Annotated in this window: 20 protein-coding genes; 10 read left to right on the top strand and 10 right to left on the bottom strand. The window is 43.3% G+C overall.

The window, feature by feature from the left end:
* Window positions 1-546 precede the first annotated feature (546 nt).
* On the top strand, window positions 547-4,023 hold the full coding sequence (dnaE, locus tag NH399_RS19575) for a DNA polymerase III subunit alpha (RefSeq protein ID WP_253042881.1): 3,477 nt from the start codon (window positions 547-549) through the stop codon (window positions 4,021-4,023).
* A 379-nt stretch (window positions 4,024-4,402) separates the two neighbouring features.
* Here the strand turns inward: dnaE and NH399_RS19570 are convergent, their stop codons facing one another.
* The 4 genes from NH399_RS19570 to NH399_RS19555 form a co-directional block, all read right to left on the bottom strand.
* Window positions 4,403-5,467 carry a trans-acting enoyl reductase family protein gene (locus NH399_RS19570; RefSeq protein ID WP_253042880.1) on the bottom strand — a complete coding sequence of 355 codons (1,065 nt, stop codon included), beginning with the start codon at window positions 5,465-5,467 and terminating at the stop codon, window positions 4,403-4,405.
* 227 nt (window positions 5,468-5,694) lie between these two features.
* On the bottom strand, window positions 5,695-6,531 hold the full coding sequence (locus tag NH399_RS19565) for an alpha/beta hydrolase (protein ID WP_253042879.1): 837 nt from the start codon (window positions 6,529-6,531) through the stop codon (window positions 5,695-5,697).
* A 75-nt stretch (window positions 6,532-6,606) separates the two neighbouring features.
* On the bottom strand, window positions 6,607-7,182 hold the full coding sequence (locus NH399_RS19560) for a TetR/AcrR family transcriptional regulator (protein WP_253042878.1): 576 nt from the start codon (window positions 7,180-7,182) through the stop codon (window positions 6,607-6,609).
* A gap of 144 nt (window positions 7,183-7,326) precedes the next feature.
* A complete protein-coding gene (locus NH399_RS19555; protein ID WP_253042877.1) occupies window positions 7,327-7,938 on the bottom strand; it encodes a GNAT family N-acetyltransferase in 612 nt (203 codons plus the stop codon).
* Window positions 7,939-8,481: 543 nt separating this feature from the next.
* On the opposite strand from NH399_RS19555, the gene NH399_RS19550 reads away from it, so the two are divergent.
* The 5 genes from NH399_RS19550 (at window position 8,482) to NH399_RS19530 (ending at window position 13,413) form a co-directional block, all read left to right on the top strand.
* The gene (locus tag NH399_RS19550; protein ID WP_253042876.1) at window positions 8,482-8,847 is read left to right on the top strand and encodes a DUF6249 domain-containing protein; all 366 of its coding nucleotides are present in this window, start codon (window positions 8,482-8,484) and stop codon (window positions 8,845-8,847) included.
* Window positions 8,848-8,857: 10 nt separating this feature from the next.
* Complete coding sequence (locus tag NH399_RS19545) at window positions 8,858-9,388, top strand: RNA polymerase sigma factor (RefSeq protein ID WP_253042875.1); 531 nt, start codon at window positions 8,858-8,860, stop codon at window positions 9,386-9,388.
* A complete protein-coding gene (locus NH399_RS19540) occupies window positions 9,385-9,708 on the top strand; it encodes a hypothetical protein (protein ID WP_253042874.1) in 324 nt (107 codons plus the stop codon). The genes NH399_RS19545 and NH399_RS19540 overlap by 4 nt, the downstream gene beginning before the upstream one ends.
* Before the next feature lie 346 nt (window positions 9,709-10,054).
* Window positions 10,055-10,783 carry a glutathione peroxidase gene (locus NH399_RS19535; protein ID WP_253042873.1) on the top strand — a complete coding sequence of 243 codons (729 nt, stop codon included), beginning with the start codon at window positions 10,055-10,057 and terminating at the stop codon, window positions 10,781-10,783.
* 185 nt (window positions 10,784-10,968) lie between these two features.
* Entirely contained in the window at window positions 10,969-13,413 is a 2,445-nt protein-coding gene (locus NH399_RS19530) for a P-loop NTPase fold protein (RefSeq protein WP_253042872.1), read from the top strand.
* 137 nt (window positions 13,414-13,550) lie between these two features.
* Here the strand turns inward: NH399_RS19530 and NH399_RS19525 are convergent, their stop codons facing one another.
* The 3 genes from NH399_RS19525 to NH399_RS19515 form a co-directional block, all read right to left on the bottom strand.
* Window positions 13,551-14,459 (bottom strand): methyltransferase domain-containing protein, encoded by a 909-nt coding sequence (locus NH399_RS19525; protein ID WP_253042871.1) that lies wholly within the window; start codon window positions 14,457-14,459, stop codon window positions 13,551-13,553.
* Between the two features lie 174 nt (window positions 14,460-14,633).
* A complete protein-coding gene (locus NH399_RS19520; protein WP_253042870.1) occupies window positions 14,634-15,002 on the bottom strand; it encodes a hypothetical protein in 369 nt (122 codons plus the stop codon).
* Window positions 15,003-15,126: 124 nt separating this feature from the next.
* Complete coding sequence (locus NH399_RS19515; protein ID WP_253042869.1) at window positions 15,127-15,648, bottom strand: GbsR/MarR family transcriptional regulator; 522 nt, start codon at window positions 15,646-15,648, stop codon at window positions 15,127-15,129.
* Between the two features lie 337 nt (window positions 15,649-15,985).
* Between NH399_RS19515 and NH399_RS19510 the strand changes: the two genes are divergently transcribed.
* Window positions 15,986-16,558 carry a hypothetical protein gene (locus NH399_RS19510; RefSeq protein ID WP_253042868.1) on the top strand — a complete coding sequence of 191 codons (573 nt, stop codon included), beginning with the start codon at window positions 15,986-15,988 and terminating at the stop codon, window positions 16,556-16,558.
* Window positions 16,559-16,575: 17 nt separating this feature from the next.
* Here the strand turns inward: NH399_RS19510 and NH399_RS26010 are convergent, their stop codons facing one another.
* Window positions 16,576-16,761 carry a zinc ribbon domain-containing protein gene (locus tag NH399_RS26010; RefSeq protein WP_371876103.1) on the bottom strand — a complete coding sequence of 62 codons (186 nt, stop codon included), beginning with the start codon at window positions 16,759-16,761 and terminating at the stop codon, window positions 16,576-16,578.
* A gap of 236 nt (window positions 16,762-16,997) precedes the next feature.
* Between NH399_RS26010 and NH399_RS19505 the strand changes: the two genes are divergently transcribed.
* The 3 genes from NH399_RS19505 (at window position 16,998) to NH399_RS19495 (ending at window position 19,383) form a co-directional block, all read left to right on the top strand.
* Window positions 16,998-17,846, top strand: coding sequence for a hypothetical protein (locus NH399_RS19505; RefSeq protein WP_253042867.1), 849 nt, complete (start codon window positions 16,998-17,000; stop codon window positions 17,844-17,846).
* 35 nt (window positions 17,847-17,881) lie between these two features.
* Window positions 17,882-18,979, top strand: coding sequence for a CARDB domain-containing protein (locus NH399_RS19500; RefSeq protein WP_253042866.1), 1,098 nt, complete (start codon window positions 17,882-17,884; stop codon window positions 18,977-18,979).
* A 188-nt stretch (window positions 18,980-19,167) separates the two neighbouring features.
* Window positions 19,168-19,383 carry a hypothetical protein gene (locus NH399_RS19495; protein WP_253042865.1) on the top strand — a complete coding sequence of 72 codons (216 nt, stop codon included), beginning with the start codon at window positions 19,168-19,170 and terminating at the stop codon, window positions 19,381-19,383.
* A 40-nt stretch (window positions 19,384-19,423) separates the two neighbouring features.
* Here NH399_RS19495 and cysG read toward each other — a convergent pair whose 3' ends face one another.
* Both cysG and NH399_RS19485 read right to left on the bottom strand, forming a co-directional pair.
* Window positions 19,424-20,836 (bottom strand): siroheme synthase CysG, encoded by a 1,413-nt coding sequence (gene cysG / locus NH399_RS19490; RefSeq protein WP_253042864.1) that lies wholly within the window; start codon window positions 20,834-20,836, stop codon window positions 19,424-19,426.
* A gap of 238 nt (window positions 20,837-21,074) precedes the next feature.
* Entirely contained in the window at window positions 21,075-24,272 is a 3,198-nt protein-coding gene (locus NH399_RS19485) for a choice-of-anchor I family protein (protein WP_253042863.1), read from the bottom strand.
* Window positions 24,273-24,352 lie beyond the last annotated feature (80 nt).

Here is a 24,352-nt window from a genome sequence, read left to right as displayed (position 1 = left end):
CGCGCTCACCCCAGTCACTTAGTGCATCTAAGCTCAGGGGATTCGCTTGCTTGCCGCCTACGTGTAGCGTGAAATACTTTGGGGATTTCTCTTTGTTTTTAAGCTACACGGGTGTTGGCTGCGCGCGCTCACCCCAGTCACTTAGTGCATCTAAGCTCAGGGGATTCGCTTGCTTGCCGCCTACGTGTAGCGTGAAATACTTTGGGGATTTCCCTTTGTTTTTTAAGCTACATGGGTGTTGGCTGCGCGTACTCACCCCTGTCACTTAGCGTATCTAAGCTCAGGGGATTCGCTTGCTTGCCGCCTACGTGTAGCGTGAAGTACTTTGGGGATTTTCCTTTGTTTTTTAAGCTACATGGGTGTTGGCTGTGCACGCTCACCCTGGTCGCTTAGTGTGTCTAAGCTCGGGGGATATTTGATGGCTTCTTCCTTGTCACCTTTTTGTAAAATGAAGCCGAAAACTGCTGTATTTTACGCAGTTAATTCCTTAACATTATCACTTAAGATCACCCCGCTTTAAACGATTAAAAGATAAACAAAACGCCTATGCCGCAATCATTTGTTCACCTTCGAGTTCATACCGAATATTCCATGATCAATGGAATTTGCCGAGTTAAACCTCTGGTATCCAAAACCGCAGAACTGGGCATGCCAGCTTTGGCGATGACTGACCAGAATAATATTTGTGGTTTGGTGCGGTTTTATAACACGGCGCTGAGTAACGGGATCAAACCCATTACCGGTGTTGATATGTGGCTGCGTTCAGAAGCGATGGGCGATGAGCTGTTTCGTGTGGTTTTTTTGTGCTTGAGCCAAGAAGGTTATACCAACCTGAAGCGGATTATTTCTCGTGCTTATATGACCAATCAGGTGCGTGGAATTCCTGTGGTAGAGCAGGAGTGGCTGCACGAATGGAATGAAGGCCTTATTGTTCTTTCTGGCGGACGTGAAGGTGACGTAGGTAAAGCGTTGCTCAATAACAATATGGATTTGGCGGCTCAATGCCTGGGTTTTTGGAGTCATCACTTCCCCGATCGTTACTATATCGAGTTGCAACGAACAGGCCGTGAAAACGAAGACGATTATATTCACGCGGCAGTTGGCTTAGCACAAGGCGCGGGCACGCCAGTGGTCGCAACCAATGATGTTCACTTTATTTCGCCTGATGATTTTGGCGCCCATGAAGCCCGTATTTGTATCAGTCAGGGACGTGTATTGGAAGATCCACGGCGTCCAAAAGAATATTCTGCTGAGCAATACTTACGTAGCCCAGAAGAAATGATTGAACTGTTTCAGGATATTCCTGAAGCCATTGAGAATACCGTCGAAATTGCTCGTCGTTGTTCTGTTGAGTTGAAGTTAGGTACTTATTATCTTCCGCGTTTCCCTACGGGAGATCTGGACGAAGCAGCGTATTTATGCAAAGTCAGTGAAGAGGGCCTCGAAGAGCGACTGGATCAATTAATGGATCGTTCTGCGCCCGAATTTGCAGAGCAGCGCAAGGCTTATGATGAGCGTCTGAAAATAGAACTGGACGTTATCAATCAGATGGGATTCCCCGGTTACTTCTTGATCGTTGCAGACTTTATTCAGTGGGCAAAAAACAACGCGGTGCCTGTAGGACCTGGCAGGGGATCGGGGGCGGGTTCGTTAGTGGCTTACGCGCTCAAAATCACCGATCTGGATCCATTGGAATACGACCTACTTTTCGAACGTTTCTTGAATCCTGAACGGGTATCCATGCCCGACTTTGACGTCGACTTTTGTATGGATGGTCGTGACCGTGTTATTGATTACGTGGCCGAAACTTATGGTCGCGAAAGTGTGTCGCAGATCATTACTTTCGGTACCATGGCGGCAAAGGCGGTAGTGCGGGATGTTGCCCGCGTACTCGGAAAACCTTATGGTTTGGCCGATCGATTATCTAAAGCTATCCCACCAACACCAGGTATGACTCTAGCCAAAGCCTGGGAAGAAGAACCGGCTTTGCAAGACATAGTAAACGGCGACGAAGAAGCTCAGGAAATCTGGGATATGGCCAAGTCGCTTGAAGGAATTATCCGACAGGCTGGTAAACATGCCGGTGGTGTTGTTATTTCCCCATCACTATTAACTGATTTTACAGCGATCTACTGCGACGAAAACGCTTCGGGATTAGTGTCGCAGTTTGATAAAGATGATGTAGAAAAAGCGGGTCTGGTAAAGTTTGACTTCTTGGGACTCAAGACACTAACGATCATCGATTGGGCGATGGAAACGGTCAATCGACAGCGTGCGGAGGAAGGACTTGAGCCGCTGAATATCGAAACCATTTCTACCGAAGATGAAGAGACCTTCACTTTGCTGAAAGCCGCAGACACAACGGCGGTATTCCAGCTGGAATCCCACGGTATGAAAAACCTGATTGAGCGACTTCAGCCCAGTAATTTTGAAGACATTATCGCACTGGTGGCATTGTTCCGACCCGGTCCACTTCAATCGGGAATGGTTGATGACTTTATTAACCGTAAGCATGGTAAAGCCGAGTTGGCTTTCCCGCACCCTGATTACCAACATGATTCTTTGCAGCCGATTCTTGAACCGACTTACGGTGTTATTGTTTATCAAGAACAGGTAATGCAGATAGCTCAGGTTTTGGCTGGCTATAGTCTTGGTGGTGCTGATCTGTTGCGTCGAGCGATGGGTAAAAAGAAACCCGAAGAAATGGCCAAACAGCGCAGTATTTTTGAAAGCGGGGCTGTGAAGCAGGGGATCGATAGCGATCTGGCGATGAATATCTTTGACCTGGTAGAGAAATTTGCAGGTTACGGATTTAATAAATCTCACTCGGCTGCCTATGCGTTAGTTGCCTATCAAACTGCGTTCTTAAAAGCGCATTATCCCGCGGCTTTTATGGCTGCGGTTATGTCTGCCGATATGGATAACACCGATAAGGTGGTCGCTTTTGTTGATGATTGTATGTCACATGGCATCAAGATACTGCCACCGGACGTTAATAAAGGTGAATACAAATTTACTGTGGATGGTGAAGCGATCATTTATGGTATTGGTGCCATAAAAGGTGTGGGTGAGGGAGCGATAGAAAGCTTCGTTAATGAACGAAAAGAAAACGGCCCTTACAAAGATCTTTTTGATTTTTGTAACCGTGTTGAGCTGAAAAAAGTTAACCGTCGTGTATTAGAGTCTTTGATTCGAGCCGGGGCGTTGGATTCATTAGGGCCTGATCGTGCGGTGATGACCGCGTCTTTAGACGAAGCCATTAAAGCTGCTGAACAACGTGGGCGCGCTGAGGCCATTGGCCAGAATGATTTATTTGGTAATGTATTTACCTCCGATCAAGAAACGGGTGAGTTGAATTGGGCGAAGGTACGTCCATGGCCAGAAGATCAGGTTTTACAAGGCGAAAAAGAAACCTTGGGACTGTATCTAACTGGGCATCCTATTGATCGGTATCTAGATGAAGTCAAAGCCATTACCAGTCATCGAATTGCTGAGTTACAACCCACCCGTCGTGGTGAAAATGTTACGGTTGCCGGACTTATTGTTGGTATTCGTGTCATGAAGACCAAAAAAGGTGATCGCTTTGCTATCGTTTCACTTGATGATCGCAGTGGCCGAATTGATGTGATGGTATATGCTGATACCTATGAGGCACACAAAAATATTTTAACCAATGACAATGTTATCTTGGTTGAAGGTGATGTGAGTGTGGATGACTTCAATGGCGGTTTGCGTATGAGTGTACGTTCCATTACTGATTTTGTTGCGGCGAGAGAACAGCATGCTCGCTATCTGTTATTAGAGCTCAATGAGCCTGCCTTAGAAGACAATATTGCAGAGCAGTTACATCGTAATATCAAACCTTGCTTGAATGGAAAGATTCCGGTGAAGGTTAAGTTTATAACCGATAAAGCCGATGCTGAGTTATCGTTTTCTGACGAATGGAAAGTTCAACCTACGGACGAGCTCCTCTATCATTTAGAAGGCTTAAAAGGGTGTGACAAAGCCAGATTAGTGTATTGATTATTACCAACCTCATGTCTTAGCGATTGGATTTGAGGTTACGCTTAATTGTAGAAGGAGTAGGCGGTGTTAGATGACTTGGTCGGAGAAATAATAAAGCCGCTTTTTCGTTTTTTAAAAGAAATACTCATTGATCTAGTGCTCGAGCCTATCTTTAAACTGCCCGGACACTTGATATGCCGATTGCTTGGTGTGGATGAAAGCAAGAACCGCTATGATTTATTAGTGTTGTTGTTTTCTTTGTTCGTCTGGGCGGGGGTAATTTTTTGCTACTTTCTTTTTATCAATAATTCCCCTTCTGAATAAGTAATCTAAAGTCTTTTTTATTGATGCAGTTTATAGAGCTAGCTGAAGCTTTAGGCTCCAGCTAGTTTTAACTCTATTGAGTTTCTAGTTTTGTTTCTGAAGTTGCTGGCAAACGTTGGATAAGATCGTTGCCAAATAATTTTGACGGTGTATAGGCGCCGCCTGAAAAATTATTGCTCAAAAGCGCGCGTGTTATTTCTAATGTTCCTTCATAAGTCAGCTCATAACCATTACTGGTTTCGATTCTACCGGTTAAGGTTTTCCCCGCTGCATTTTTCACTTCACCCCAGATATAGGTTCTGGATTTTTCTCTTTGTGATTGAGTTGGACCTTGTGTGGTTTTATCGATCTTCGACTTCATCTTATTCTGTACCCAATTAAACTTGAATAACCAACGCAATAAGTTCAGTCGGCGCAAACTCTTTGCTCGTTTGGGAGAAATCGGAATGTAAACTTCTATATTGGGGATTTGCGTTGAATGATAAGCCGTAGAGACATCGCCCCAGGGAATCGTAACCGCATTCTTTGAACCATTGCCAAAATCAATTTGTCGAGATTTAAACGCGAGAGGCACAGGAGTTATCTTTCCATCGACGCGTATCTTACCGCCGTGGGCTAAGCCTTCAACTGATGTTTTGGCGGTGCCTGGGCTTAGTCCGCTGCTTGAATCAAAACCTAAGGTTAAGTGTGTGGCATCAGGCATTTTTTCTTTTAGCTGGCTCGCTAAACAATCGGTTGGGATCACATCAAAGCCTGCGCCTGGGCATAATACGATGCCAGCCTGCTTTGCCTGGCTATCCAGTTGCTGTGCGAGTTCAAACACATTGATTTCGCCAGTGATATCAATGTAATGAGTTTTCGTTTTAATGCAGGCATTCATCATCGGCTCTGCTGTTGCAGAAAACGGACCCGCACAATGAATCACAAGATAGATATCGTCGAGTTGCTTCGATAGCTCTTGCTCACTATCGAGGGAAAAAATACGGGTAGAAAGCGCAAGCTGTTGCCCAAGCGTTTCGATTGCTTGTTTATTACGACCTGCAATAATTGGATGCATTCCTGCATTGACTGCATGTTCGGCGATTAGGGTTCCGGTATAACCATTAGCACCGTAGATTAATACTTTTTGTTCGGACATATTTTTTGAACTCAACTGTATTATTTATAAAAAGTTTTGTATGTATACCCGTCGCCTTTCAAGGTGCAGCGCTGATGTTCGAGCTGCAGCGCTGCGCGCACTCACCCCAATCACTGAGTGTGTCTAAGCTCAGGGGATTCGCCTGCTGGCCGCCTACCTGCATTTTGAAATACTTTGGGTATAGAGCTCACTGCGTGGCGAAGGTGTTTATCGCTTGTTATGACAACTTATAAAAATGCGCTCACTCTGTCGATAACTTCTTCTGACTTTAATATCTGTCGATGACCTAGCCCCTGAGTAATAAACAACTCTGCATTTTTAAATTTATCCATTAGTCGTTGAGATTCACTCATGGGGACTTCGACATCATTTTGATCATGGATGACCAGCGTATTCACCAGAATATCGTCAGTGACATTGATTGCATCGAGATCGGAAGGTTGTTTGCCAACTAGATTACCTGCATGAGTTAAAAAGTGTTGTGTCGCTTTGTTATTAAGGCCCACGTATTGTGAAAATCGTGTGAGTACATTGGCGATGTTTGACGGACCAGATATCAACACCAACTTTTGAGTGTTTAACCCTCTCGATAACGCAATACTTGAAGCCGCTGCTCCTAGTGAGTGACCGACGATGGCGTCAAATTCTCCAAAGTGCTGCTGGGTCAACAGAATTGTTTGAATAAAAGCCTCAGCATGAGAGATATTCCCATGAGAGTGACCGTGAGCGGGCATGTCGATGGCGATGACTTCGTAGCCCTTGTTCAATAGTGCTGGTACCAGGCCATACATTTGTGTCGCCCGGCTTTCCCAGCCATGAACGAGCAATAATTTTTTATTAGGGATTTTTGAGTCTTCAGAGCTCGATGAACGCCAGCGTATGGCACTGATCTTCGAGCTGATAGCAATACGAGTGCCCGAGGCCTCAGCCTTATGCTCCCAAGCCTTGGGCGTAAAGCGTCGGGGTCTGATAAAGCGATTGAGTGCGCTCTTTGCTGCAGAGCTAGGGGCAAACATGCTCTTTATTTGATTGCTAATACGATAAGCTGTAAACGCAATATTCATAATGAACTCCTGTTACTAATCGGTGCCTCTTACAAAGCCAACCTGACGTAAGGTAGGTTTTGCAGGCAAAATTTTTTAAGTCATTCCAAGGTAGCTTTCTATCGTTGCTACGGCTGCATCAAAAGGGGCCTGATTCTCTTCAACTCGGCACAGAACCAATGAACCTTGTAGGCAAGACATGATCCAGAGCGCCAGCTCTTTGGCTGGGCGGTCATGGCTATTGAATTCTTTAGCTTCAATACCTGCCGTCAATATGTCTTCAACACCCTTAAATTGAGTGTTAAGCACTTTATTCACGCTTTTCTTTACAGGTTCAGAGACTTTTTCCCACTCGCTTGCGAAGGCCCCACCAGGACACATGCGTTTACCGGGAATGATAATATCTCGATAGATGGCTAAAAAATACTTTAATCGTTTGGTTGCTGATTTCGACTCTCCACGCTCAAAGCTTGCTTTCAGGTCTGCTGCGTTACGCTCAAGAAGGGCGATAGAAAGTTCATCTTTGCTTTCGAAGTGATAATACATGCTGCCTTTTTTGATACCAATCTGATTGGCCAGCTCCTGAAAGCTGACACCACTGATTGATTGACGCTGCACCATATCTTGGGCGACATCGAGGATTCGGCTGCGTGTATCACTGGTATTTTTCATACAACCTACCTTACGTCAGGTTGAGAGGGCTGTCAACTTAGACGAACGGCAACAAAGTCTCCGCGAGTGAGTTCTGTTGCTGAATTCGAATGGTTTCTTTTTGTGTATCAATCAGTTATTGGGCAGGTAAAAATGTGTAGGGACCTACAATGTTTTTTCTAATACGTAATCATCCATCACGTAGCCTGAGCCAATGTCGGCAACCACTTCGTCGATTTGCTCAAATCCCATTTTTTTATAGGCGGCAATCGAGCCAGAATTGTATTTATTTACAGTTAGAGAGATATGACTGCATCCTGTGGCTTTGGCCTGCTCATCAATAAAAATAAGCGCCTGACGAGAAAAGCCTCGGCCACGGCATTGTTTGTCGACATAGAGCTTGCTTAAGAAGCAACGTGACCCTCGAGACTGAATAGCAAAGTATCCAACAAGCTTTGAATCTTCAAACATCGAGTAATATTGATATCCATCCTGCTCGATCTGCTGCTTCATAGCATTAAAACTTTGAAACTTATCAAGCATATAAAGTACCTGCTCCGTCCCAATGATTGGCGTGTAGTGCTCGTGCCATATAATTTCGGCCAAAGCTTCTATTTGTTGAAGCTCGCTGTCGTTGGTGCTGAGCTGAATGGAGAGTTGAGTCATGAATGCACAAGATATCAAAGGGTTAGAATTGGGTGCATTGTAATGCAAGTTGTTTGGTGATGCGACTATCTGTAGGGGCTTTAATTGATAAGAAAGTGCATTGGTTGGCATTTGCTACTAACTATAAAAATACTACTTGCATGTGTAGTTGTTGTTTGGGTACTATAACTCTTGTCGGAGCTAGCAAGCAATTAAAGGCAGGGGTGTCTTAAGGTTAGCTCCGGCACTTTCCCTTGGTTAAGAACCGATGGTTAATCCAGCACAGAGTGATTATTGTGTTATGGCTTTGTTAGCCCGGATTAAGCATCTTTTGTTTGGATTTTTCCTTTCATGGCGCTCAGGGCTTTATGCCCTGTATTTAAAAAAGAGGGGCAATAAACCTCTTTGTTTCGGGATGACTCCCACCCAGAACGAGCTCTTACAGCTGATTTATGGGATGCAATCATTGATATGGCGTGATGGTTGTGTTTTGCACTAAGCTATTTTGAGTGGGCTGGGGTCATCCTTACTTTTTACTCCAATCTGGATGGAGCGCCGTGTTAAAAAAATTCTAATCTCTTGCATCTAATATTCCTTTATCCTGTATCTATATCATTAAGTCGATAGTCATAGGCTTTCAGCAGCCTAATCATTACTTAATTAAAGAGGATAACTATGGAATCACATGTACTCTGGATCCCCATCGTTGCGATCACTGGTTTTACGGTGGTGCTGGTGACGTTTTTTTACCTTAGTCACAAGAACAAATCAGCTATTCAGGAAACCATCAAAAAGTCATTGGATATGGGGCAGGAGTTGTCGCCTGAAATATTAGAGCGATTAGGCACACACCATTCACCCAGAGTCAGAGATTTGCGTCGTGGTGTTGTGCTTATGTCGTTAGGAATTGCAGGTCTGGTGGCTGGTTCAATGTTTGTCGATCCCGATGACTCGATGGGGTTTGTTGCTATTTCGATGTTTCCACTGTTTTTAGGGCTGGGCTTCCTGATTGTCTGGAAACTTAATCGTTATAACGATTGAGCTCTAAGGTATGACTGATAATGAGCTGATTGCTCAAGTTACTACCCAAAATGATCATCAGGCGTTTGCTGAGTTGGTGCGCAGGTACCAAACTGGCATTCGCCTGTTTTTGCGTCGTTTAACCGCGGGTGATTATCATTTGGCCGACGACATTGCTCAAGAAACTTTTATACAGGTCTTTCAAAAGCTGCATACTTTTCAGGGTAAAGGCAGCTTTCGAGCCTGGGCTCAAAAAATAGCTTATCACCGTTTTTTACGGTATCTGGAAAGCGGAGCCGTTAAAAACGAAGTTCAGCAAGAACTGGCTATCGACATGGTAGAAATTAAAGACAATGTTGAAGCGGATATTATGGCTGAAAAAGTGATGAGCCATTTGGATGTTAAAGAGCGTTTAGTGGTTACTTTAAATTACAGTGAAGGCTTAAGTCACAGCGAAATTGCTGAGTTAACCGAGCTGCCTTTGGGCAGTGTTAAATCATTAATACAGAGAGCGCGGGTAAAACTGCAAAAACTGTTCGTAGCACAGGAGCATGTAGCATGAACGATAACTTGATGGCGAATGATGACTCGTTGTTAAAGAAAATGCTGTCTTATCATCAACACTTTATTGATGATGCTTTTGTTCAGAAGGTGCTGGATAAAGTAGAAAGGGCGTTCCGTCTGCGCCAATGGATTTTATTCTTCGCAGTGCTTATTGGTTTCGCTTCTGCGCTCTATGGAGTCATGCTCGTTGCTCCTTCCTCGTGGGCGATGTTAGAGCAACAATGGCAGTCAGCAAGTACCATGGTGGCCACGGTGAGCTTTATGCTGCTGACTGTTTTTTTGTTTTGGTTGTTCAATGATGAGTTTGAGCGGCCTTAAATGTGCCTTTTATGCCCAAAGTATTTGAAGGTGCAGGTAGGCGGCCAGCAAACGAGTCCCTTGAGCTTAGATAGACTAAGTGATTGGGGAGAGTGCGCGCAGCGCTGCAACTTGAACATCAGCGCTGCATCTTGAAAGGCGACGGGTATTTTTGCCAACGGACGGCAAAGTGCAGTGTAAGGGATTCAAACTTACAGATACGCCATTTTATGATAAAAACTATTTATTTTTGAGTTTCGATAGGCACTGGCTATCAAGCCGATAGAAACAATGAATTGGAACAATTACCTCTAACCATCCATACTTACTTCAACTTTTAAGCCCAAGCGAAGAATTGGAGTAACCCATGTTTGAGAATAAAGAAGGCCAGCGCGTTCCATCAGTGACTTTTCCTGTACGTGAAAACGATGATTGGAAACAAGTGAAATCAGATGAATTATTTGCCGGTAAAACGGTTGCTGTTTTTTCTTTACCTGGTGCTTTTACTCCCACTTGCTCATCGACGCATTTGCCTCGCTACAACGAGCTAGCCCCGGTATTTAAAGCCAATGGTGTTGATGAGATTGTTTGTATCTCGGTTAATGATACCTTTGTTATGAATGCCTGGTTACGAGATCAAGAAGCTGGCAACGTGACAGTGATTCCTGATGGTAATGGTGAGTTTACTGATGGTATGGGTATGTTAGTTGATAAGAAAGACCTTGGGTTTGGCAAGCGTAGCTGGCGTTATTCCATGTTGGTAAAGGACGGTGTGATTGACAAAATGTTTATCGAACCTGATTTACCAGGCGACCCCTTCCAAGTGTCTGATGCAGATACCATGCTGTCTTATATCAATGCCGATGCCAAAAAGCCGGATGCGATTTCTATCTTTACCAAGCCGGGTTGCCCGCACTGTGCGCGTGCTAAGCAGTTATTGTTAGAAAACGATATGCCTTATGAAGAAGTGGTCATGGGACAAGACGCGACGCTGGTTTCACTACGAGCAGTCAGTGGACGCAATACAGTTCCTCAGATTTTTATTGCAGGTAAACATATCGGTGGTGCCGACGATTTGGAAAAAATGTTTACCTAGTTATTATTTTTCGCTCTCTACATCCCCCAATGTGACGCTCTATCTCCAGTCACGCTTCGCCTCTTCTTAATCGAAGGGGCTTTTTTATTTTTAAATGAGATTATTGGGCGTTCTTTTTTCTGCTGCTTGCTTTTGGATCTTCCTTGGTTCTAATATGAAATAGAGATGGGATAAGGGAGTGAGCCATGATGCAAAAGAATATGCTGGATGACGAGATGCTGTCTCAGGTACACTCGAGTTCGCTGGCAGGGGATTGGAGCTGGCTTTTTCAGGAAGAATTGTCGAGTGCTCAAGATAGCCTTATTAATAGAACTTTATTTCGCATACTACCGTTTTTCGCTTTATGCCCTTATCAATCTAAAGAAGAAGATGACCGCTACCGAATTTTAATTAAAGCTGAAGCGTTAAGTTTGATTCACTGGCATGGAACGCGAATAGGATACGATGTTCATTTATCGATCTCAGATTTTTACTTTCCACTGGAAGATAAAGATACTGCATCTTATTACTTTGACGTTGAATCAGAATCAAGTCCTTTCTATGAGTCTTTAGTAGAAGTATTTACTATGTGTGCTCTGATTGACGATAGCTTAGGATTGAAGCCTAAGCTTATTGTTAAAGCATTAAAATCACTCTCCTTTGCTTTTAGTCGACTAGATAATGGCTTTAATATTTGGCAGTTGTTTGTAACAGCAATAAAAAACGATATTCGCCTTTATCAAAATAAAGAAGATCTTATGGTTCATCCTTTGTGGCACGGGGATGTGCCTGAGCTATTGCAGCCTGTTTTAAATAGTGCATTAAGGAGTGTTTATAATGATCTTCCTATTGACTTCGCCTCGCGCTATGAGTCTCTATTAAGAGGAGAGCATATCGAGTCTGTGTATTCAGAGTTTTGGCCTGCTGTTTTGGAAAGTGCTGCAAGAGAAAAAGAAGGAACAATTAATACCGGAAGGTTGGGCAGTATTATACCCGAGTCTACTAATGTAAAAGATCGATTAGGGCGCTCTCGTTTAGTCAGTGCGATTGCTGACTTTCTTGATACGCCAGAGCATAAAGGTGAACTGACCATCGGATTACTCGGTGACTGGGGAGCTGGCAAGTCGACCGTCTTAAGGTTGTTAAAAGAAAAGCTAAAGAGTAATGCACAAAATGAATGGAAGGTCGCTGAGTTTAATGCCTGGACGTATGAGCATTGTGAAAATATTCAAGCAGGTATTGCGCAAGAGTGTGTTCAAGGTCTAACAAAAGGTTACAGCTTTTGGCAAAAAGACTATCTCTATTATCTGTTTGCTCGCCGCTATAATTTTTCATCCTACCTTTTTTATTGTGGATTAGCGGTAGTGACTGTTGTAGGTATCGTATTAGGTCTTATCTACTCAAAGACTGGCGTGACCATGGCGGGTATCTTTGCTTCATTAGTGGCTTTCTTTCAAGCTAACAGAAATTTAACGGCACACCCGTTAGCTGACAAACTAAATACTTACCTTACGCTCTCTTTCTTCGGCAAACATCTAGGCACAATTCCGATTATGAAACGTCAGGTCGATATTTTATGTGATATCTGCCTTAATGGTGTTAGTAATATCAAAGCCAGCTTTGCCGGTATTAATCGCGCACATAAGACATTTGAAGCCACAAAGAAGCGTCGCTTATTGTTTATTATTGATGACCTGGATCGCTGTAGCAAAGAAGGGATAGTAAAAGTACTAGAAGCGGTTCGGCTGGTCATGACGCAAAAAAATGTGACTGTGGTGATTGCTGTTGATCATCGTATTGCTTTATCGGCATTGGCTTGTCATTATGCGGATCTGGCTGAGCATCGTCAGGATTCAGGTGCTCAAGATATTGCTCGACAGTATTTAGGAAAAATTATTCAATTGCCAGTGGTTCTGACACCTGCACCAGAGACTGAGTTGAGTAACTACATTCATAATACGTTGTTTCAAGGGAATCTGTTGGATGAGTCTAATTCATCAGTGAAGGATAACAATGATGCGGCTATCTCTAGTGAGCTTGATGAGCCAAAGCAAAATCAGGCAATCATTCAAGAAGAGAGAAAAGAGTCGGAGGCATCTAATGTTGATAAAGACAAACAAAGCTCACCAACAGAAGAGCAAGTAACTCGCCAAGAAGCTGCTGCTGATCACAAGCCAACGACTGAATCAAAGAGTCAAAGTAAAGCTCCTTCTGTATTACGCCATTCCTCGAGTGAGCTTTCTCATTTTCATCGATTGGTTAAGGTGTATGAGTTCTCTAACCCCAGACAGATAAAACGACTATTTAACTCATATCGTTTGTATCGAGCTTACCTCGACGACGGTGGTGAACTAAGTCTTCATAATTATCAGGAGAAAGAGACGTCGCTTTATCTTCCCGCAATGAGTATGATTTTCTGGTTAGAATATTGTAATCAGATGAATTGCGGTAAAGCAGAAGGTATTCTTGATAAGAAGATGAAGGCCGTTTGTGATTTTCAACCAGAAAATACTCAAGAAGCTTTTAAACAAATGCTGTTCGAGTCAAAACAATGGAAATGCCTTAATGATGGTATGATCACCGAAGAAAATTATGAAGCCTTAAGACTGAGTGTTCATCCTTTTATTTTGCCTGGCACTTTATCGGTTTAAGAGCTCTCTTCAACAGTTAAGAACTTTGGCCGATATTTCATGGTGTATTCTTAGTGAAAGTATTTTCTCGCCATCCTTGGCTTAATTTGTTCCTTTTTTCAATTTATTCCTTTATAAAATAATCTAAAGTCCTTTATCTATTCTGGCTTTCTTCCGCTGATAATATAGTATCCAAATCGATGTAAACAAAATGCCAGTGGTAGAAGAAAAACTGGGGCTAATAAATGACTCCATTTTTGTGAAGTATTATTCCCTTTGATTAGCCGCTTGAGCAAATAAACCGTGGCTACTAATGGAATAGATGCTACTGACGGTGCTACTCTCATAGAAGCATCTTCAACTTTTATATCCTTATATCCAAGAGCTTCCATTGTCTCTTTAACTTGGTTGATTGAACCAAACTCACCCAAAGCCCAATGCTGACATACTTTTCGATAACAATAGTCCATTACGGGATTTAATCTTTCATCCTTCTTTAAAAATCCGTCGGCCATAACAAAACTGCCATTGGGCTTGAGTAAGCGGTAAGCTTCTTTTAGTAGCGTTGCTTTATCTTGTTCTGGTGAATGACAGCCGCTTTCAATGGCAACAATGCCATCAAATGTTGCGTCATCAAATTGAGTATGATGATAATCATCAATGATATAAGTTAGTGTGCAGTCATAGTGTTTCTCCTTGGCAAGCTGTTGAGCTTCAAATACCTGGTTGGGGGCGATGGTAATCCCTGTTACTGACTCAACCTCTCTCTGATTGGCAAATGAGCGAGTCGTTGCGCCATAACCACACCCCATATCCAGAATGTGTTTGAATGTTTTATTAGGGATATGGCTTCCTAATACTTCGAAAACTCGTTGATTCATTTTTTCCAACATGGTTTCGCGATCAAAAGGATTCATTCCCCACTCGTAGTAACCAAAGTGCATGTTGAAGTCTGAACTCCAGCCTTCGTATTCATTACTGGCTTCTGAATAGTAATGAACGATACTTTGCAAAGCTTTTTGGCTCGTTAACCTTGGTGCTTTTGTTGTGAGTGGGGGCGTTGCCATAATGTGTCCTCCTAATGATCTCAATACAGGGTATCTATACCCGTCGCCTTTCAAGTTGCAGCACTGATGTTCAAGTTGCAGCGCTGCGCGCACTCACCCCAATCACTTAGTGTATCTAAGCTCAGGGGATTCGCTTGCTGGCCGCCTACCTGCCCCTTGAAATACTTTGGGTATCTAACAAGCGCTTTCTAATTGCTTTCTTAAAGCGGCTTTTTCTCGGTAACGGTTCAACATAATGACGTTAAAAAAGTGCATGACACCGAGTACCAATAAAACCAATCCTATTTTGGTACTGAAGAATTCGATTGCCTGCTGTAGGTTGGTTGGCTTATCGCCGTACTTCAGAATTAAAGTGACATAGCCCATATTGACCAGATAGAAGCCCACCACCAGCAAGTGATTCACTGATTTTGCTAGTGCTTCGTTTCCGCTGAAGCTGTCTATCAAAAAAACGGCACCGTTTTGACTCAAGGTTTTGGCAACCCAGACCGTCATGCTGATGCTGACAAGTAAGTAGGTGAGGTAGGTGGCTTCAATAATCATGGTAATTCCTTACACTAATTTCTAACTGTTTTGATTGTTTGGTAATTTCTGTAATTACAGAAATTACCAGTCTTAAAAAAAGCTATTTGTTGGTGCTTCAAATAGCTGATTTAAATGGCTTGAGTTACTTGGCGAACTTAGCGATTTTCTCGCCCATATTCATAAGGCTCTGTAAAACCCCTTTTTTTAGCTTAATCATGCGCTCATACCAGCTACTCATATTAAAAATAAAGTCATGCATGGTTTTGATTCGTTCTTTAGAAACAGGGTCCAGTTCTTTATCTTCTTCTGCCTCTAGCATGCACTGTCTAAGGGTTGCTAACGTGGGCTCTATTTCACGTCTTTTACGTGTTTCAATGATATTGATAAACATTTCCCAAATGTCATGTTCGGTTTCGAAGTGATCACGACGGTCGCCCAAGACATGTACTACCTTAATAATGTTAAAGCTCTGCAGCTCCCTGATACTCGTGCTCACGTTAGAGCGAGCGATATTGAGACAGTTGGCGATTTCTTCTGCGCACAATGGCTTGGGAGAAAGATAAAGCAAGGCATGTATCTGCGACACCGTACGGTTGACTCCCCAGCGGGTACCCATTTCACCCCAGTGCAAGATGAACTTCTCGGATGTTGGTGTCAGTTTCATTGCCTGATTTTTCTCTTTTCGGTAATTTCTGTCTGTACAGAAATGATAGAATTAAAGCGGTTTCAGATCAAGCTTTATTTTTCGACTAGATTATCTGGATGCATAAACAGGTATTAACCCCACGGCAAATAAGATGACGCATTTCAGGAACAAATAGAAAAAGGGATTTTTGATAGTTATCGCATTTTTGGACTATCCAATCGGCTTTTCGACGATTATAGTGAAATTTCTGATCGAAGAGTGAGCCACCTATGGGGCTGCAAAGCTGAAAGATTTATTCTTGGCTAATTAAAAATGAAGACTGTTTGATAATCTACCATTGAGGAATTTATCAACCATGAATATCGGGGCCGTTGAATATAAGTTGGTGACTTACCAGGAGCGTGACAGTCTGGTGCAGTTTTTACAGCGACCAGAAATCGACGCTTTATTTAATTTGCCTTTGTCCCAACGACAAGAATCCATTTTTGCTCATGTGGATAAACGCATTAATACAAATAACTCGTTTTGGGTTATTGCGGTGTTGAATGAGCAAATCGTTGGATGTATTGATACGGATTATTTAGGTATCGATGAGCAAGGGCAAAAGTCGGTGATGGCTTCTACCCTAGCCGTTGATCCTGCTATGGAATACGAAAGGATTGCCATTGGATTGGGCTATACATCAATGATGCGAGCCATTCGTATGTTTGGCGCTGAATCTTATTGTACGGATTCGTGGGAGGGGAATATTCCTTTTCGTAAAGCCATGCTTTCTATAGGTTTTAAAGAGTATAAGTGTTTTGTTGATAATGAAAAGCGCCCTCAAGGTATTCGCAGTGTTGTTTATCAACTGGATTTAAAATCCTTTGTGCCAACCATTGGTACTAAGTGGGATGTTTTAAGTCGGCGTTATCTTGAAACAGCTTGAGAGCTTTAATACTTTTTTTAACCGGTAAAAAAGTCTAAAACATTGCCTAATGTAGATGATGAGCCTTTGTAAAACTCGGTATAACAACAGTTAGAACAAGAGACTGCTGTGTATTTTTTGTTTTGAACATCAAAAATTCGAGACCAGAAACCTCCTGATACCCTAATTTCTCCAACATCAAAATTTCTATTGTTGCATTTCATGCAAGACCAGTTTCTATGCTGCATTCAGCGCTCCTCAGTTAATTATTTTATTAAGGGATGACACCTTTTCTCTCTATTATCTTAGTCTTGAGATAGCCAATTTCTTACAAAAAGAATCACCTTTTTGCTCTTTTTTTGAGATACCAAATAGCGTTTAATGAGCCCACCTGATTGAGCGAAAGGATATTGATTCAATCACATCAGGGATGTCTAACACCAAACAAGGATATGGAAAGATGAAAAAGACTACTGCGTTAGCTGCTGCTGTCATTATGAGTATTACTGGAACAAGCGTAATGGCATCACAAGGAAAAGTGAATACACAAGAGCTGTTAACAAAATCGGATCTTGTTTTTCAAGGTAAGGTTATTAATGTCGATTACAAGGATTCTACAGATGGCATTCCTCACACTTTTGTTACTTACAGTGTTGAGGACATGATTGCTGGTGAAGCTACTGAAAAACAAGTGACTTTACGCTTTATGGGTGGACAACAAAAGCGTGGTGCTGTGATTCGTTATCTACACGTTTCTGATATGCCTGACTTTGAGGAAGGTGACAGCGATATTTTGTTTGTTCGCAAAAACAACAGCAATATTTGCCCTTTAGTTAAATGTAGCCAGGGACGTTATCGTGATGCTAATGGCATTATCACTAACGACCATGGACAGCCTTTGTTGCTAGGTGAAAAAAATGAATACAGCTTAAGCCGAGAGTTAATGGCGGACCAACTAGGTTTAGAAAAGCGCAGCACTGGATTAGGTCGTGCTGTATCTACTGAGTCTGGTGAAGCGCGTTCGGCTTTATCTGAAAAAGGAAGCATTATGGATACCGCTGGCTTTGTTGCCGACTTAAAGCAACAGGCGAGAGCTATGAAAGCCAAAGGTATGATGAAAGCAACTATGTTCAAAAGTGCCGATATTAAAGCAAGTTTCTCTGCTCCTGTGTTTCGCGCTGTAGCCCCAAAAGATGCTGCTCCGATTGGTAAATCTATGCCAACTGCATTGAAATCATCTGGAAGTGATTTCGATCGCAGAGAAGAGCAAATGGTAAAAGAAAACGGCGGCGACCCAGTTATTCAATAAGTTAATGGACAATTATTTTTTAAGAGGACGAAACAATGAAACGCGTTATTTTATTATCAGCATTATTACTTTCTGGTGTCGTGAGTCAGGTAGCAGAAGCCGCAGCATGGCGCACCTGTGATGGCAAAAAAATTAAGTGGAGTGGTAACTCTGCTACTGTGCGAGCAAGTAATGTGAGTTTTGCTAGCGGTTCATCTTACACTAGCGCATTACAAACAGTCATCAGTCGAGTTAATGATAACCCTAGTAAATTTAACTTTAGTCTGGTAACTGGTGATACTTCCATTGGCAAAAATAATGGACAGAACGAAACCTGGTTTACTAATGACTCTGGTTCGTTAGATGGTGCTCCTGCAGTTGCATTTTCGTGGACCCATTGTTACTGGTTATTCGGATGGCACTATGGTATCGATGAAGTAGATGTTGTGTTTAACAACAACGTGAGCTACACCAGCACTAACAATAAAACATCATTGTGGCCTTACGGTGGCGGCAGCCGTCCATTCAGAACCACTGCTGTTCATGAGTTTGGTCATGCAATGGGACTACTCCATGAAAATCGTTACTACAACATCATGGGACAAGACTGGGATCATATCCATGCGAATGGTTCAACCGCTCGCGCTTATCTTGGTGAAGATGCAGCGAACGGTGCGGTTATCCTTTATGGTACAACGAGTGGCAACATGGAAGATGTGGCTCTAACACACCATAAATATCTGGGCACCAGTGGTGAATACAGCACGCACACGCCTACTCGCCTTTATAATAGTTCTGGTGGTAACTTAAGTAGCTTCTTCTCTGGCGGTGAACGAGTACATCGAGTTAATAAAGGTCAAACGGTTCAATTGGAATTAACCGCTGAAAACAACGGTAAGAGCTTCCAGAGCCCTAAGATCCGTTACTATATTTCTACTAATAACATTATTTCGACTGCTGACCAAAACATCGGAACTGGGTCGCTTAATTTAACTCGCAACGTACCTTATACATTCAAACGTACGTTAACCATTCCTTCCAGTTTAAACTCTGGTCAGAACTACTGGATTGGTGCGGTGATTGATTACGATAATGCCATTAGTGAATCGACGGGTAGCAACAACGCAACATATATCCCTATTCGAGTTAACTAAGTTATCATCGAAACCCGCAAGGCCACTCATTTTGTGAGTGGCCTTTTTTTATTTTGCAAAATTATTCTAATTCGTTAATAAAAACTCTTTAGAGGTATTTGCTATAGATTCCGTTGACTGTCAGTTTGGATTATTGAAGTATTAGGGTTGGTATTCAATAAGTAGTACAGTAAAAAAGGAATATAAAAATGAAGAAAATAAAAATGTTGTTAACAGCTGTCACTGTATTTGGTATCTCTGCATTTAATGGTGCTGTTGCGATGGAAACTCATAGTGCAAAAAAAATTGAGGTACTTCAAAATCAGTTGTTGAAGTCAAACTGGGAGCAGAGGTGGTGCCGAGAAAGACCTCAAGATTGCTATTGTGTTTACATCAATAACGTTCGCTACTGCTTTCTTTTGTAAGTGTTAAAAGCTCGGAGGAATATTGCTCCGAGCTTTCTTTTTAAGCATTAACGACTTTAGGTTGAGTTACTGTTGCTTCTGGGTGTAATTGATTGTGTAATGCAACGACTTCGCCCACAACAATGAGCGAGGGTGACTCAATTTTTTCATCACTAGCAATTTGGGATATCGTACTCAAAGTACCCGTCACTATTTTTTGTTGTGGTTGAGTTGCACGGTGAACGATGGCAACCGGAGTGCTCGAAGACAGTCCATGATGTATCAACTCTTTAGCTATGATGTTGAGCCCAGATAACCCCATGTAGATCACCAGCGTTTGATTTTTTTTAGCTAAGCTTTCCCAGTCAAGGTTCACCTGGTTATTTTTTAGATGTCCTGTAGCAAAAGTGACTGACTGAGCATAGTCTCTATGAGTTAATGGAATGCCACAATAAGTCGATGCTCCTGCCGCTGAAGTAATCCCTGGGACTACATGAAAATCGATACCCTGATCCGCTAACTCTTGTGCTTCTTCTCCACCACGACCAAAGATATAAGGATCGCCGCCTTTTAAACGACAGACTCGTTTGCCTGATTTGGCGAGTTTAATCAGTAATGAGTTAATCTGGTCTTGTGGGACGCAGTGATGCGCTTTTTCTTTACCAACATAAATACGTTCTGCATCACGTCTTACCAAATTGAGAATATCATCAGATACCAGACGATCATAAACTACCACATCGGCTTTTTGCATGAGTCGCAAAGCTTTAAAGGTCAATAGGTCGGGATCACCGGGGCCTGCTCCTACAATGTAGACTTCACCTTGTAGTTGTTTATTTTGTTGATGAGCGAGTAGTGTTTGTTTTAAATCCGCTTCGGCAAGCTCATCTTGTTGGTTAAATATTTTTTCTGCGGTATTGCCTTCAAAAATATCCTCCCAAAAGTTTTTTCGAGCGGTGCCTGTTGGTAAAGACTTTTTAACGATTCCACGATACTTTTCTGCCAGTGATGCCAGTCGACCGTAGGCTGCAGGAATCATGGATTCTATTTTTCCTCTCAACAGGCGAGCCAGTACTGGGGCTTTACCTCCTGTTCCAATCGCGATGGTGATGGCACCGCGATCAACAATGGCGGGCATGATAAAGCTGCATAACTCTGGGTTATCGACCACGTTCACCAAAAGCTTGCGCCGTGTGGATTCAAAATAGATGGATTCATTAAGCAATGAGTTGTTCGTCGCGGCTATGACAAGATCGGCTTCATCCAGTAGGGCTGGATGAAATTCTTGCTGCAACAGAGTCACTTTGTGAATGAGCGCTTTTTGTCGGATCTCATCATTTATCTGCGGAGAAACAACGGTCACATTGGCATGAGCTTGAGTCAATAGCTCCAGTTTTCTGGCCGCGACTTCACCGCCGCCTACCAGCAAGCAATGCTTATTAGATACTTTGGTAAAAAGAGGTAGATAGTCCATACAATTACATCTGCTTAGCGAATAACACACTATGCTATTAAGCGATAAATTGACCACCAGAGCTAATAACAAAACCTGATGGAGTGGCTACTTTCTGCTATATGCGAATGAAGGAGAGGGGGGGCGATGGGCTGAATTGGGGTTTAAGCACAAAATTGATGTGTATATTTTGAGAGAGGTTGTACTCAGTTATTTGGGATCGACAAAAAACGGAGCCTTGAGGCCCCGTTTTTAACGCTTAAAGAACATTGATAGTATAAAGAGTGGTGGTTCCGCTCACTTCATTGCCAATCACAAGCAATGGCTGATTGGATGGACTTTTGTCGGCGGGTATAAACAGCATGCCTTCTGGACCTAAGTCTCCTGCATCAGAACCTTCGCCGGGTTTGACACTAAAGTCACGGTTACTGATGTATTCAACAAACTGTGGGCCGTAAGGGTTGGTTACGTCATAAACCATGATACCACCCTGGCGTTCCAGTCCAATGAAAGCATACACTCTATCGCCAACCTGACCTGTGGCTACACCTTCTGGCTCAGCCCCTTTGTCATCAGAACGATTTTCGTGGCTGTTCTTATCGTTGCTGGCGTTGAAGTTTTCGGGATAACGCTCTGATAATAGTTTCTCGAACTCGCTGTTTGAATCAAATATCTGTTGTCCATTCTGATCCCACAATGAGAAAGATCGTGCGCCATAAGAATAGATGCTTTCAACCATACCATCGTTATTGCTGTCGCCATTAGCAGTGGTTGTTTTGATTCGCCCTAAGTTATTCGAGTCGGCTGCATCACTGGCAAAATGTATGGGTGATAATGTCAGATCATCGCCACGAACTTCTTCTGAATAACCGTCGTAATCTCGGGCATCACCTTCGTTGGCGCTGATGACAACCGATTGGTTGTTCCAGCTATAAGTTGCAATAGCATCGGGTTGATACATGCCCACCAGATTATCCCAGGTTTTCAGATTTATCTGGTCATCTTTGTCTGATACATCGATTTCGTTGCCTGCCACACTATAGTCTTTGACGCCAAGACCCACAATCGAGTCAATGGTTTGGTTGTTCACGTCAATGATAGCCAGCGCGTTGTTTTCTTGCAGCGACACATAGGCTTTGCTGCTATCGGCGGAAAGTGCGATGTATTCTGGCTCCAGGTCTTGAGCAACCGAAGCATTCGCGCCAAAAATACGAACATTGGCAGGAAGCTCATCTGCACGGCTGTTGCCTTCATTAAAGTCAGTAAAGCGCAGATGGTTTACCGTGGCATTAGCAACACCGTTGCTCACATCGATGATCGAAATTGAACCTTCGGGATCATTGTCATAGTCATCGTTGGGCTCACCTTCGTTAGCGACCAGCACTTTGCTGCCGTCGTGAGTAAAGGTCACCATATCAGGCAGGGCTCCAACTGCTACGGTAGCCAAAAGGCTATAGTCAGTGGTGGAGTAAAAAGCGATTAACCCCGGATCTTGTTTGGTATCAGCCTCAATAGCAACAGCTAAAGTACCGTTATAAACGCTCACTGAGTTTGCGCTACCGAGGTCTGGGCCTGCACTAGATGCGGTAATGCTTGTTAGCTTGGTGGGTGATGCTGGATTAGAAATATCAAGTACATCAACACTGGCGTCATTCGCGTTGACGACAAAGAGTTTCTTTTGTTGGCTATCAAAGGCAACGATTTCTGCCGCACCTTCATCAAAAATGCCAGAGTCATAACGACCCACTTGCGTTAGAGCGATTTTTTGGGGGGCGTTACCGGAACTAATGGCGTCAACAATGGGTAAGATGACGATCTCTGTTTTATCGCCTTCGATGCCAAAGTCATTGTCGTTGATTAATAGCAGATGCTCGTTGTTAAGCATGGCTAAACCTTCGACCTTTTTGGGTAAGCCTGTTCCCGCTGCTGTTAAGCTGTTGTAAACCAGTTCCTTAGTGACTGGAGTAGCGGTGATCTCAGAAAGATCGGCGGTAGACTCTAAAGGACGCAAAGAAGTACTCTGCGAATCAAACTGGCTGGATAAAATATTATCGGCATGCTGCAAATTCACCCGATAGAGTTTGGTCACTTTGCTAATGCGTTCCAGAATGATTAAGTCGTCTTCGCCAATGGCCACCATCTCGCTGATCTTGACGTCTTTCTGTTTACGGTAGTCGCCATTTTTAAGATCGCCGGATTCTGCTGCTTTATTGGCAAAGGTCTGGGGAACGTCCATGCGATAAACGTACTCACCAATAACAGAATCCAAACTGCCATCATTTGCCAGACTTAACTTAACTAATCGCACATTGCGAGAGTTAGCGTAGGCGTCAGTGTCTGGGTTCGCCAGTGGGCTTTGCATAATGAAATACAAAAACTGGTTATCTGGTGTAATAGCAATCGACTCTGCACCTCGATTCAGTTTGCGTTTGGCGAGAATTGCTGGCAGAGAACCTGTAACAGGGTAGTTAGCATCGGCGAGATCTTGTTCCATACCCGCTGGAACAACGCGTTGCAGGATGATGCCGTTAGCGGCCACATGCAATAAGCTAGGACCGTATTCTTCAGCAATCCAGAAGCTGCCATCATTCAGTTTGACCAGAGCTTCTGGATCGACACCTTGGGCATCAAATGCCAGTTGTTCACCGGTGTGAGAAAAAGAAAGCTCAGTATCAGTCACCGTGAGAGGATTGGTGATGCCCGAAATAGGTTGACCATCTTTATCTCTTAGTGTGATGACCTCGGCAATCTGGGCTTCCGGACCATTGGCTCCCTGAATCAATTCCATGCGAGCAATCACGGGTGCAAACGCTGGAACTGGGAAGATCTTGTTATCTTCATTATCGGCACCACAGAAGTCTGCCACGCCAATGATATCTTCTGAGTCTTCACACTTAATGTTCGGGCCACGATCCGAAATGGTGTAGAACACATGCTCTGGATCATTGGGGTAGTGGTAAGCACCGCTACCAAAGCCTACATCGAAACTAATACTACCGGCTGAATTGCCGTTGTGCTGAAAGCTTACCGTTGATAAGGCTTGGCTTATTTCAAAGCGAGTTTCAGTCAAGTTAAATGGGGTTGCGTCTGCTTTGTAGTCTGGAACTGCAAAAGGCGCTGTCAGATTTACGTCGACATTAACCTGATCTTTCAGCTGACGGCCATTGGCAGCTGTTACCGTCACTTCAAAGGTCAAGGTGGCACCACTGGCTTGAGTGATAAGCGGTGTTTCGATGGTATACGAAGCCCCGTCTTGAGCAACAACCGTTGCTGCTGGGCCTGCTACCTGTTGCCATTGGAGATCGGTGCTTTGAGTATCACCGGTGGCAGTCAGCGTCACTTGAGTTTTCATGTCAGCGTTGATGTCTGCGCCAGCATTGATTTCAAACGGGTTATCGATACAGGCGGTGAGGGTCAATGCACTGCCTATTAACAAGGAAGAATATAAAGGTTTCATGGTGTCCCTAACTCTTATTGGAATTTTTCCTGCTCTACAATAGAGATGGTTAGTGACAATTTGTGGCTAGATTGGTGACA

Source organism: Pleionea sp. CnH1-48, from assembly GCF_024124665.1.
In the GTDB taxonomy this organism is placed as follows: Bacteria; Pseudomonadota; Gammaproteobacteria; order Enterobacterales; family Kangiellaceae; genus JAMXSB01.
The sequence above is the reverse complement of the archived record's forward strand: the minus strand, read 5'-3'. Positions and strand labels throughout refer to the sequence as shown.